At 54.5% G+C, this 12,754-nt stretch carries 10 protein-coding genes; 9 read left to right on the top strand and 1 reads right to left on the bottom strand.

Annotated elements, in window-relative coordinates:
* Positions 1–112: 112 nt before the first annotated feature.
* Together F4V60_RS09485 and F4V60_RS09480 are read left to right on the top strand one after the other, a co-directional pair.
* Complete coding sequence (locus F4V60_RS09485; protein WP_075730363.1) at positions 113–739, top strand: mycothiol-dependent nitroreductase Rv2466c family protein; 627 nt, start codon at positions 113–115, stop codon at positions 737–739.
* Positions 740–901: 162 nt separating this feature from the next.
* Entirely contained in the window at positions 902–1,378 is a 477-nt protein-coding gene (locus F4V60_RS09480) for a ribose-5-phosphate isomerase (RefSeq protein ID WP_075730362.1), read from the top strand.
* 119 nt (positions 1,379–1,497) lie between these two features.
* Here F4V60_RS09480 and F4V60_RS09475 read toward each other — a convergent pair whose 3' ends face one another.
* A complete protein-coding gene (locus F4V60_RS09475; protein ID WP_075730361.1) occupies positions 1,498–2,331 on the bottom strand; it encodes an aldo/keto reductase in 834 nt (277 codons plus the stop codon).
* A gap of 317 nt (positions 2,332–2,648) precedes the next feature.
* Between F4V60_RS09475 and hydA the strand changes: the two genes are divergently transcribed.
* The 7 genes from hydA to F4V60_RS09440 all read left to right on the top strand — a co-directional run bounded on the left by hydA (position 2,649) and on the right by F4V60_RS09440 (position 12,528).
* Positions 2,649–4,070 carry a dihydropyrimidinase gene (hydA, locus tag F4V60_RS09470; protein ID WP_075730360.1) on the top strand — a complete coding sequence of 474 codons (1,422 nt, stop codon included), beginning with the start codon at positions 2,649–2,651 and terminating at the stop codon, positions 4,068–4,070.
* Between the two features lie 102 nt (positions 4,071–4,172).
* Positions 4,173–5,435 carry a M20 family metallo-hydrolase gene (locus F4V60_RS09465; RefSeq protein WP_075730359.1) on the top strand — a complete coding sequence of 421 codons (1,263 nt, stop codon included), beginning with the start codon at positions 4,173–4,175 and terminating at the stop codon, positions 5,433–5,435.
* Between the two features lie 65 nt (positions 5,436–5,500).
* Positions 5,501–7,063, top strand: coding sequence for an NCS1 family nucleobase:cation symporter-1 (locus F4V60_RS09460; protein ID WP_084559192.1), 1,563 nt, complete (start codon positions 5,501–5,503; stop codon positions 7,061–7,063).
* A gap of 30 nt (positions 7,064–7,093) precedes the next feature.
* Positions 7,094–8,413 (top strand): NAD(P)-dependent oxidoreductase, encoded by a 1,320-nt coding sequence (locus F4V60_RS09455; RefSeq protein WP_084559191.1) that lies wholly within the window; start codon positions 7,094–7,096, stop codon positions 8,411–8,413.
* A gap of 6 nt (positions 8,414–8,419) precedes the next feature.
* The gene (preA, locus tag F4V60_RS09450) at positions 8,420–9,799 is read left to right on the top strand and encodes an NAD-dependent dihydropyrimidine dehydrogenase subunit PreA (RefSeq protein WP_075730358.1); all 1,380 of its coding nucleotides are present in this window, start codon (positions 8,420–8,422) and stop codon (positions 9,797–9,799) included.
* 186 nt (positions 9,800–9,985) lie between these two features.
* Complete coding sequence (locus tag F4V60_RS09445; protein ID WP_075730357.1) at positions 9,986–11,557, top strand: NCS1 family nucleobase:cation symporter-1; 1,572 nt, start codon at positions 9,986–9,988, stop codon at positions 11,555–11,557.
* Between the two features lie 122 nt (positions 11,558–11,679).
* On the top strand, positions 11,680–12,528 hold the full coding sequence (locus F4V60_RS09440) for a nitrilase-related carbon-nitrogen hydrolase (RefSeq protein ID WP_075730356.1): 849 nt from the start codon (positions 11,680–11,682) through the stop codon (positions 12,526–12,528).
* Positions 12,529–12,754 lie beyond the last annotated feature (226 nt).

Genomic DNA, 12,754 nt, shown 5'->3' with positions numbered 1-12,754 from the left:
CCCTAGCCGCGCACCTACAGTGGGGGGCAGAGCAAGCCTCGGGGAATGCCCACTCCCTTGGTCTTGCTCGCTTTAAAAACACGCAAAAACACCTGACATCAAGGAGAAAACCATGGCTGAAGCCGTCAAGTTCTGGTTCGACTGCACCTGTCCTTTCGCGTGGGCAACCTCGCGCTGGATCAAGGAGGTAGAGAAGGTGCGCGATATCCATGTCGAATTCGAACCGATGTCGTTGTCCGTACTTAATGAGGGCCGCGACCTTGACCCCGAATACTTGGAGATGATGAAGGCCGCATGGGGCCCGGCTCGCGTTGCTGCCAAGATTGCGGTGGAGGCCCCTGAGAAGGTCGACGCCTATTACACGGCCATGGGCAACGCCCTCCACGGGCACGGCAAGGGCGGCAAGAAGGGCTACGGCGCCTACGACGAGGTTATCTCCGAGGCTCTCGCCGAAGCCGGTCTTCCCGCCGAGTTCGCCGCGGTGGCCAACACTGAGGCCGTCGATGACAAGCTGCGCGAGTTTCACAATCACGCCATCTCCGAGGTCGGCGATGAAGTTGGTACCCCCGTGGTCAAGCTCGGCGATACCGCTTTCTTTGGCCCCGTTATTACCCGCATTCCCACGGGGGAGGAGGCCGGCGAGCTTTTCGACGCCGCCGTGCGCTTGGCCCAGTACCCCTACTTCTTTGAAATCAAGCGCACCCGCACGGAGATGCCGCAGGTTCAATCACGCCCTTGACCTGCCAGTACGCCAGTCGGCTATGTCGGCAGTTATGTCCAAGCCACCCGAATTCTCGCAAGCTTCCCGCACTAGAACACAGGACGGTTGCGCAGGGGCATCACCTACTCCAGAAGTGGGCTAGCGCCTGCGAACTAGCGGCAAGGCGGTAGTATCAAGGGCATGCGCGTTTATCTAGGAGCAGACCACGCCGGTTTTGAGACAAAGAATGCCATTGCCGAGCATTTGAAGAAGCAAGGACACGAGGTCATCGACTGCGGTGCCCACGAATACGATGCCGAGGATGATTACCCGGCATTCTGCATTGAGACGGCGCAGTGCACCGTCAATGACCCGGGTTCTTTGGGCATCGTCCTTGGTGGCTCCGGCAACGGTGAGCAGATCGCCGCCAACAAGGTCCAGGGTGCACGCTGTGCCTTGGCATGGTCCGAGGAGACTGCCCGCCTCGCACGCGAGCACAACAACGCTCAGCTCATCGGCATCGGCGGGCGCATGCACTCCGAGGCCGAGGCTCTCGCCATCGTTGACGCTTTCTTGGACCAAGAATGGTCCCGGGCCGAGCGCCACCAGCGCCGCATCGACATTCTTTCTGATTTCGAGCGCACCGGCGTTGCCCCAGAGGTCCCGCCCGCGCGCTAGCAGCTCCGGGCAAGCTGCCCACGCAATTAATTACCCCGCCGCCAAGCCACAGCTTAAATGCTGTGAAAGCTTGGCGGCGGGGTTTGTTGTGAAGCCATTTCGTCGAGCGTGGTCCGGAGTTAGGACACGTTTACGTCATTGGGGTGCGAGCCTCCGCGACCCTCTTCGCCGCGATCCAGGCCCGTTATGGCGGCCATTTCATCCTCGCTGAGTTCAAAGCCGAAGACGTCGAAGTTCTCCGCAATGCGGGAAGGCGTGGCGGACTTGGGGAATACGATGACGTTGTTCTGCAGGTGCCAGCGGATGATGACCTGGGCGGGGGAAACTCCGTACTTGTGCGCGGGTTCGGTAATCTCTGGCTGTTCGAAGATATCGGACTTGCCTTGGCCTAGCGGCCCCCACGCCTCAATCTGGATGTTGTGCGCGCGGAACGCATCTAGCTCGCGCCACCGCTGCAGGTAGGGGTGCAGCTCTACCTGGTTGACCACGGGCTCTACGTCGGTATAGGTCTCGAGCTTTTCAAGGTGCTCGATTTCGAAGTTGGATACGCCAATGCTGCGAGTCTTGCCCGCATCGCGCAGCTTGATGAGCTCTTTCCACGCCTCGAGGTAGTGGTCGTTGGCGGGACAGGGCCAGTGGATGAGGTAGAGGTCTACGTAATCTAGGCCCAGCTTGTGAAGTGATTCATCGAGCGCGGCCGCAGCGTCAGTCTGGCGATCATTCCACAGCTTCGTGGTGATGAAGAGCTCTTCGCGCGGGATGCCTGACTTGGCAATTGCCCTGCCAACGCCCTCCTCATTGCCGTAGATGGCCGCGGTGTCGATGTGGCGATAGCCTACACGCAGTGCCTCCAGCACTAGCTCTTCCGTTTTGTCTGGATCTACCTGGAAGACCCCATAGCCCAGTTGGGGAATGCAATTGCCGTCATTCAACTTAATCATTGGTACTGTCATGCGGCCCAGACTACGCGGAAACGTCGGGGAGCCGCAGGAGTGTTGATTGAGGCAGACAACCGTCGAAACCGGGATTGGCCGGCCTATAGTACGGGTGGAAAGTGTTGCCTTAGTTGCGAAAGTCGACTGACTTTGAGGTGTTATCCACCGGTTTAACTGGGGTTTTGTCCAGGTGTACAAAGTGTCACGACTTCACCCTCCAAATGAACAGAATTCGTCTTGTTGGTAGGTGTAGCCGAGTGGCATCGTTACCTATAGAGCGACAGATAACGAATGGGGTGGTCCCCACTCGCTGCATACTTTAAAGGAGAGCACTTATGCCAACCACATTAATCCAGGGAGGAACGGTCATCAGCGCGACCGGTAAGGGGGCGGCAGATGTGCTGATCGAAGATGGAAAGATTGCTGCTGTACTTGCGCCAGGGGCAAAGACTCTGGGTGAAAACCTCGCGGAGAACGTGGACTCCACAATCGACGCCACGGGTAAGTACGTCATTCCAGGAGGAATCGATGCACATACCCATATGCAAATGCCTTTCGGAGGCACAGAGGCCTCGGATACATTTGAAACCGGTACTCGGGCGGCAGCATGGGGTGGTACGACGTCGATTGTCGACTTCGCCGTTCAAAAATACGGTGAGCAAGTGGTGGACAGTCTTGCAGATTGGCACGATAAGGCCGCTGGCCAATGCGCAGTTGACTACGGATTTCACCAGATAATCGGTGATGTCAACGCAGACTCATTGGCGGCAATGGACGGCCTCATGGATGAGGGAGTCTCAAGTTTCAAGCTTTTCATGGCTTATCCGGGCGTATTCTACTCCGACGATGCCCAGATCTATAAGGCGATGCGTAAGGCTGCAGACACTGGGCTTTTGTCCATGATGCATGCGGAAAATGGTCCGGCAATTGATGCAATGGTCGGAGAACTACTCGCTCAAGGCAAGACTGATCCTTACTACCACGGTGTCGCGCGCGCCTGGCAGATGGAAGAAGAAGCGACGCACCGTGCGATTATGCTTGCAAACCTTACAAACGCGCCACTTTACGTCGTTCATGTCTCGGCAAAGCAGGCCGTGGAGCAACTGGCGGCAGCTCGGGATGTCGGTCAGAACGTCTTTGGTGAAACCTGCCCCCAATATCTGTACATGTCTTTGGAGGACCAGCTGGGTGCACCTGGTTTTGAAGGAGCCAAGTGGGTGTGCTCAACTCCGCTGCGCTCGAAGCACGAACATCACCAAGAGGGAATTTGGCAGGCGCTAAGGACAAATGACATCCAAACCGTCGCCACAGACCACTGCCCATTCTGCTTTAAGGGCCAGAAAGAACTCGGAATCGGTGACTTCTCAAAGATTCCCAACGGAATCGGTTCTGTTGAGCACCGCATGGACTTGATGTATCAAGGCGTCGTCACTGGCGAGATTACTTTGGAACGTTGGGTGGAGCTCACATCGACCACTCCGGCGCGCATGTTCGGAATGTATGGAAAGAAGGGCGTTATCGCGCCTGGTGCCGACGGTGACATCGTTATTTATGACCCCAATGGGCACACGTCGATCGGGCTGAACAAGACACATCACATGAACATGGATCATTCCGCCTGGGAAGGCTTCGAAGTCGATGGCCACGTTGACACGGTCATTTCCCGCGGAAAGGTCCTCATAGACAACGGTGAGTACTTAGGCAAGAAAGGCCACGGCGAGTTCATTAAGCGGCAGGCCTGCCAGTACCTGGTCTAGAGCTTGCCTGATTCAAGAATAAGGAGCTCATTTCCCGAGGCTCCTTATGCGATAAGAAGCATTTCCCAAAAGCACACTCACAAAGAGATGAGGAAACTTTAAATGACTACCGCAGTAATTCAAGACACTGATCAGTTTCTGGCTGACTTTCACGATACGTGGCAGTTTGGAGCTACAGCTAGGAATGGAGTCGACCGACAAGCAGGGACAGCAGAGCACGGGAGAATCCGCGACTGGTTCAAGCAGCGCGCCGAGGAGGAGGGCTTCGAAGTCCGTGTAGACAGCATCGGCAATGTATTCGCTCTTCTCACATTCATCCCCGACGCGGACTTCGTGCTGACGGGATCTCACTTAGACTCCCAACCGCTCGGTGGAAGATTTGACGGCTGCTTCGGCGTGATTGCGGCCTTTCACGCGGCAATCGAGCTTAAGCGCCGCGTTGAAGCCGGTGAAGTTATTCCGCAGTACAACGTGGCGGTTGTTGACTGGTTCAATGAGGAAGGCGCACGCTTTGCTCCATCCATTATGGGTTCCTCTGTCATGTGTGGATTCTTCGACCGCGACGAAATGCTTGCAGTAAAGGACCTTGGTGGCACCACAGTGCGGGAAGCCTTGGAGTCTATCGGCTACCTCGGCGAGGATGAGGCCCCGGTGCCCGCGAGTTATGCAGAAATCCACATCGAGCAGGGTCGGCTCCTTGAGCGTCATGCCATCGCGATAGGTGCCGTGACGCAATCTTGGTACACCCAGAAACTTAACGTAAAAGTACTAGGCGAGCAGTCCCACACGGGCGCGACCATAATGAAAGATCGGCATGACGCTCTGCCAGCGGCCTCTTTACTGGTACTAAAAACCGAGGAAGTTGTCGAGGAATTTGAAGAGGAGCAAATCGTTACTTCCGTGGGGCAATTCAACGTAGAACCGAACTCGCCGATTGTTGTCCCGCGTGAGGTCAACTTGGTCATCGACCTGCGAGGGCATCGCCGAGAAGATGTCGAGAAAGCACGCCAGATTCTGGTCGACTACTGCGAGGAAGTCGCTCGCGCTCGAGACATCACCATTGAGGCTGTTGATTTCGATATCCGAGACCACCAGCGCTACCCAGATGACGGAGTTGTGCTCACTGAAAAGGCAGCGGCGAACACGGGGGTTAGCTGCATGAGAATTGAAACCATGGCCGGCCACGATTCCGTGCCTCTAAATCGCAAAGTTCCCACTGTTATGATATTCGTCCCCTCAGAAGGCGGAGTGTCCCACTGCGAGCGCGAGTTCACCGCTGATGAAGACCTAGTCCAAGGCCTCATTGTTCACACAGATATTGTTTCGCGTCTCATCACCGGAGACCTCGATCACTTGAAGGCTTAGCCTTCTTCCATCCCCGGGGCACACAAATCTCAATCGCCCTGTGAAACCAACCAGGAGTACATCTCATGACCATCATGAAACACGGTAAAGAACCGGAATCAACTGTAGTAACAGCTACAATTCCCTCTACGGTGGAAGCTTCCGTTGCCACCTCTACTGCAGCATCGAGCTGGCGCACGGAGCACGGTCTAACGGACCAGCACATTTCAAATGGCAGGCTTTTTAATCCAGACATCGCGCCCCGTACCGGAAAGGGGAACTGGGGGACGGGAAGCCTTTTTAATTGGTGGATGAGCGCATGGCACTCGCTCGGCGGCTATGCCATGGCTGTCGGCTTCATGGCCCTAGGCCTCAACGGATGGCAAGCTCTACTTGGCATGGCTATTGGCATGATTGCCATGTGGGGTGCATCAAATCTCATGGGAGTAGCGGGGCAGCGCGTCGGCGTTCCTTTCCCGGTTCTCGCCCGTATGTCTTTCGGTGTAAATGGCGCCAACATACCTGCATTTTTGCGAGCGATTGTGGCCGTGTGCTGGTACGGAATCCAAACGTTTTTGGCTTCGCAGGCAGTCTTGATTTTAGCTCTGAAGATTTTCCCCGGCCTCGAGCCCTTGAACAACACAATGTTTCTGGGGCTGTCGCAGCTTGGGTGGATGTGTCTGTTGCTTCTTTGGGCCGCGCAGCTTTTTGTCCTGCATCGCGGGATGGAGACCGTGCGTAGGTTGTCTGACTTCGCTGGCCCCACTATTTGGATCGCAATGATTGCATTGGCGCTGTGGACACTGTCACGCGCTGACTGGAAGCTGGACTGGAATTACACTATGTCGGATCAGGTTCTAACCGGTGGTGCCGCTGTTGTCGGAGTTCTTTCTGTCGCTTCTTTGGTCCTTGCCTACATGGCAGGACCTATGTTGAACTTTGCAGACTTTACCCGTATGTCATCTTCCGAGTCCTCTGTCCGTCGTGGAAACGCACTTGGCTTGCTTTTGAACGGCATAGCCTTTGCTTTGATTTCGGTCATTATTGGTATCGCTTCAGCGGAGGTTTATGACGCTGCAGTCACAGACCCCATCTTGCTCCTCGGAGATCTTGATTCCATCACGCTCTTACTGGTAGCGACCCTGGCCGTGTCCGTTGCGCAGGTCGGCGTCAACATCATTTGTAACTTTGTGTCGGCCTCTTTTGACTTCGCGCACTTGGCACCGAAAGCAATTACTTTCAAGATTGGCGGCGTTATCACTGCTGTCCTAGCAATCGTTGTTATGCCGTGGCATATGTACTCAAGCCCGGTCATCATTAACTACTTCCTCGGCGGAGTCGGTGCCCTTGTTGGTCCGCTCTTCGGAATCCTGATTGCGGACTTCTACTTGGTCAAGAAGTCAAAGTTCATTGTCAAGGATCTCTATACCTCTGCGCCTCAAGGGGCTTACCACTATAGCGGCGGCTTCAACGTTCCCTATATCGCGGCATTCCTTCTCTGCGGCATCGTGACTCTCATTGTCGCCCTCGTCCCAGCATTCTCTGCACTTGCTTCCTTCAGCTGGCCCATCGGCGTGACTCTCGGCTTCCTCTCGGTATTGGCTATCAAAGCTCTAAGCAGCAAGAAAGAGATTGTAGAAGCAATCTAGCGCGAACTGACACCCCATAGGAGAACCCCCATGACTACACAACTCCCTTTTCCAAGTCTGCGCCAGGAAGAACTGCATCAACCGTTTAGGCCGGAAGAAGCGCAGTTTGAAGCGGAAAGGTGTCTATATTGCGCGGATGCGCCGTGCATGCAAGCGTGCCCCACGCACATAGACATTCCTGGATTCATTAAGAAGATCGATACCGGGAACGTAACTGGTTCTGCCAAGACGATTCTCCAAGCGAACTTCCTCGGAGGAACCTGTGCGAGGGTCTGCCCCGTCGAAGAGCTGTGTGAGGGCGCATGTGTCCTCAACAAAACTGAGCGCCCCATTTCCATCGGAAGGCTTCAGAGATATGCCACGGATTACAGTGCGCACAAAGACGAGGCCTTGTTAAAAGCAGGGACTCCGACGGGAAAGAAAGTACTGGTTGTTGGATCTGGTCCGGCTGGTTTATCTGCAGCGGCCACTCTTGCCCAATCCGGGCATTTCGTTGAGGTATGGGAGCGGCGCGAAATGGCAGGAGGTTTGTCCACTTATGGGATTATCACCCTCCGGGAACCTATAGAAGCAGCGCTCCATGAAGTAAAGATGGTCGAGCAACTGGGTGTGAAAGTCTCGACAAATACATCGTTGGAGACTCAGGAGGAACTAGTGCGGGTTGCAAGTGAATTTGATGCTGTTTACCTGGGAACAGGGCTGGGCAAAGTTCCAGGGCTCGACTTTCCCGGTGCCGACAAAGCCGTGGACGGATTAGAGTTCATTGCGCAGTTCAAGACCGCTCCAGATTCGTTGATTCCTCCCCGCAGAGTAGTCGTCATCGGAGCCGGAAACACGGCAATCGATGCCGCCACTACCGCCCGGCAGTGTGGAGCCCAGGCAACAATTATCTATCGTCGAACCCCTGGTGAGATGACGGCTTTCGATGCCGAGTACGAGTTTGCCACGAACTTCGGTATTGAGTTTCAGTTCTTGGCAGCACCGGCCGAAATCTTGCTCGACGAGGACGGAGAAGTAAGCGGCATCCGAGGCACCCGGATGGAAGTCGATGGCGTGGATGCAGCTGGCAGAAAGCGTGTGGTCCCCTCGGGCGAGCCAGACGTCATCATTCCTTGCGACATGGTGATCTCAGCAATTGGCCAGGAGAAGTACGAAGAAGAAAACTCCTTTGGATTAGGACTAAACCGCGGGTTCTTGGACGTGGAGTCCTTTAAAGCTACGGGGCAGTTCGAGAACGTCTTTGCAGGAGGCGACGCGATACGGGTAACCGGAGATGCATCGACGGTGATGGCGGTGCAAGACGGAAAGCTTGCGGCTCGTGCGATTAATGACTATCTGGAAGGGAAGTAGAAAGCAATGGCTGACTTAAGGACAAGGTTCGCAGGCATTGAAAGCCCCAATCCGTTCTGGCTTGCCTCAGCGCCTCCGACGAACTCCGGCTATCAAGTGGACAAGGCTTTTGAAGCAGGTTGGGGAGGGGTTGTTTGGAAGACCATTGGCCCGCCGGTGCTCAATATTTCTAACCGATACGGGTCTTTTACAAAAGAAGGCAAGCGCATGTTGGCCATCAACAACGTGGAGGTTATCTCGGACAGGCCGCTCGAAACCAACTTGAGAGAGATTGAGCAGATCAAGAAGAAGTGGCCTGACCGTGCCCTCATAGTGTCGATCATGGTCGATGCAAAGCCGGAGACTTGGGACTATTACGTTAAAGCGGCAGAGAGTGCCGGTGCCGATGGAATAGAACTTAACTTCGGATGCCCGCAGGGAATGTCGGAGCGGGGGATGGGATCTGCCGTCGGCCAGAACCCTGCCCTATGTGAGCTCAATACGCAGCTTGCCACCTCAGCAGCGTCAGTGCCGGTCATAGTCAAGCTGACTCCCAATATCACTGACATCACCGTGTCTGCACGGGCCGGCCTGGCCGGGGGAGCAGATGCGCTCAGCTTGATAAACACGATCAACTCAGTCACAAAAGTTGACCTTGACTCTCTTAAAGTATCTCCCACCATCGGGGGAAGGTCGACGCACGGTGGATTAGCAGGTCCTTCGGCCAAGCCCATTGCCTTGCACATGCTGTCTGAGGTGATGCAAGACGAGGTGGTTCAAGCTGCAGAGATTCCGATTTCCGGCATGGGTGGTGTCTCTACTTGGAGAGATGCTGCGGAGTTCTTGTTGCTTGGCGCGACTTCTTTGCAAGTCTGTACAGCTGCGATGACCCATGGCTTTCGTATCATTGAGGACCTCTGTGAGGGCCTAAGCAACTGGATGGATGAGAAGGGGTTCGCGACCATCGAAGATCTTCGGGGTAAGGCCCTCGCCACACATGGCACATTCAATGAGCTGGACTTGTCTGCGAAGTCAGTAGCGAGAATCAACCTCGATAAGTGCATTGGTTGCAACTTGTGTGTGACTGCATGCCATGACACGGCTCATCAATGTATCGACCTCGTGAATACGGACGGAGATGTAGTTAGCCCGGGGATCAACCCTTTGCTTAATGGAAAGAGGACGTTAGACCTTCGCCCGACTCCGCGAGTCAGGGAAAGCGACTGTGTTGGCTGCGCATTATGCGCGAACGTCTGCCCAGTTGAGGGCTGTATTGACATGGTTTCCGTTGATTCGGGCCGTGCATCAATCACCTGGGACGAACTAACAAAACAATGTCCTGAGCTCGCGGATGATTGGACGGCGATGGAAGCCTACCGAAAGGAGGTCGGAATAGAGATTCATTGACCGCACTATCAGCTAGCTCCGGCTGGATCTAGCTGATAGCCGCAGTCTCTCAGAACTTCGAAGAAAACGCTTATTGGAGCCTCACCACAGGCAGCACCGCGAACACTGAGTTGGATCGTGGACGAATCTGAACCTCACTTTACTTGCTCGGCACCTTGGCCGAGTCCTTCCTTAAGGAGCAAGAAAATGACTTCATCACAAGCTGTCTCACGGGAGTTAATCAATCCCGACTTACGTCCGGTTGCCCCTTTGGCAAGAACTTGGGGGTCCGGGGCCTACTTGGCTTTGTGGGTAGGAATGGCGATTAACGCCGCTACGTGGACATTGGCGTCTTCACTAATTGCAATGGGGATGAATTGGTTTCAGGCGGTATTTACTATTGTTCTCGCGAACTTAATCATTCTCGTTCCCATGCTCCTCAATAGTCACGCGGGAGCTAAACACGGGATCTCCTTTCCCGTATTTGTTCGCTCGAGTTTCGGCATTAGAGGCTCAAATGTCCCCGCCCTCTTGCGTGCCCTCGTAGGCTGCGGTTGGGCGGGAATTCAAACCTGGTTGACGGCACTAGCCCTCGATCTGGCATTAGGCGTTCTTTTTGGGTCTTGGTGGAAAGAGGCGCCGATTTTATCTCTTGGATTCATTGGGGAACAGCGAGTCACCGTTTGGTTCTGCTTTGTATTCTGTGCAGTAGCCCAGGTATGGGCTATCGTCCGGGGATTTGGTGCAGTGAAACGGTTGCAGCAACTATCAGCGCCGCTAATCTCGATTTCCCTAATCATCTTGTTGGCATACCTCCTCTTTCGCTCTAAAGGGGACCTCGGCCCTGTAGTCGAGCAACCCTCTGAGGTGGGGTGGGGACGCGACTTTTGGTTGGGAGTGTTTCCTCCGGGGCTGATGGCCAATATCGCTTTCTGGGCAACGCTTTCGCTGAACATGCCAGACTTCACCCGTTTCGCCAAAGACCAAAAGTCTCAGCGAAGGGGACAGATCATCGGACTACCGCTATCGATGTTCGCCTTCTCCTTGATTGCTGTCCTGGTGACTTCGACGGCCGCTGCGGTATTCCAAGTTGATCCCACGTCCTTGTGGAGTCCAGATGCACTCGTTGCCACACTCGGAAATCCCGTTGTGGTTGTTATCGGCGCCCTCATCATTGTCCTAGCGAACTTCTCCACCAACGTGGCTGCAAATATGGCGGGTCCGGCTCTAGACATGACGAATGCCTTCCCCAAGTGGATAAACTTCCGGGTAGGGGTTTGCCTTGTAATGCTCATCGGAACATGCATGTTTCCGTGGCGCCTTTTGTCGAACCCTGAATCCTACGTATTTGTTTGGCTCGGCTTCTACGGGGGCGTCACAGGAGCTATCGGTGGTGTAATGGTGGTCGACTATTGGCTGCTAAAGAATGCAAACCTAGATGTTCCGGCATTGTTTACTCCCGGATCGAAATATTGGTACAGGCAAGGATTCAATATTAAGGCGCTTTTGGCTTTCGTCATTGGTGCATTCTTCGCAGTGGCGGGTGCGTACTCGCCAGAAGTAGACGGGGCAAAAACTGGTCCATTTCCGGTGGACGGCTTCATACCTATCTTCAAAACTCTCTATGACTACAACTGGGTCGTCAGCTTCGGCGTCGGCTTCGCGGTCTATCTACTGCTCAATGTCACGAAGCTAGCAAAGCGCGGACAAGAAGTGACAGTTCCTTTCCGGATTGAAGCTGAAGAAACTCGTGAGGTGAGTGACCGTGTGCCAGCCTAAGGGCTCTAGGCGTTCTGCGCCCGTCATCCGAGTTGGCGCCACGCTAAGGAGCGGTCCCTAAAAACCAGAAAACCCAACCTGCACGACAACACACAATTATCTTGCCCCAAGGAGCAAATTCTATGTCCAATGTGACAATCGCCCTTACCCAGACCAAGTGGACTGGGGATAAGGAATCCATGATTGAAAAGCACGAGGAGCTAACTCGAAAAGCCGCAAAAGAAGGCGCGGAGATAATTTGCTATCAAGAACTCTTCTACGGCCCGTACTTCGGAATTGTTCAAGACACGAAGTATTACGACTATGCCGAATCGATTCCAGGACCGACGACTGAGAGGTTCCAGAAGCTAGCTAAGGAGCTCGGCATAGTCATTGTTCTTCCGATTTATGAAGAAGAGAACACCGGAGTTCTCTACAACACGGCCGTCGTCATTGATGCGGACGGAACTCTGGTGGGAAAGTACCGGAAGCACCACATTCCGCACGTGGATCGCTTCTGGGAGAAGTTCTACTTCCGCCCTGGCAACACTGGCTGGCCAGTGTTCGAGACTAAGGTGGGCAATATTGGCGTAACAATTTGCTATGACCGGCACTTCCCCGAAGGCTGGAGGAACTTGGGGCTGGCGGGAGCCGAAATCGGGTTCAACCCCAACGCCTCAAAGCCGGGTCTGTCCAATCGCCTGTGGGAGATTGAGCAGCCAGCAGCAGCTGCGGCAAATGGATACTTTGTTGCAGTGCCAAACCGGGTCGGTATTGAGGATGATGAGTTCGGTGACGAAGCAGTAGAGTTCTACGGTTCCTCTTACATCGTTGACCCGAAGGGCAACTACGTTGCTGGGCCAGCAAGCACCAAAGACGAGGAGCTCATCGTAGCTACCGTCGACATGGACGAGATCCGTAAGACTCGTTATGACTGGCAGTTCTATCGTGATCGTCGCCCTGACGCTTACGGGCCAATTGTTGCGCCTTAAATTCTGAGTTGGCGCCAAATTGGCTGCCACCGCTTTTGATACCGGAAAATACAACAACACCCCATGTCCTATAAGAGCAGGTCATGGGGTGTATTCTATGGAGGGAATGACGGGAATCGAACCCGCGTCTTCAGCTTGGAAGATTGGGGTGCCGTTTTATACAAGTACCAGTACAGGGTGTGTTTTTCTTCTGGGGGGAGATAGTCGCACGTCGCCACTATGTCCT

The sequence above is a fragment of the Corynebacterium flavescens genome (genome assembly GCF_008693105.1).
GTDB lineage: Bacteria > Actinomycetota > Actinomycetes > Mycobacteriales > Mycobacteriaceae > Corynebacterium > Corynebacterium flavescens.
The sequence above is the reverse complement of the archived record's forward strand: the minus strand, read 5'-3'. Positions and strand labels throughout refer to the sequence as shown.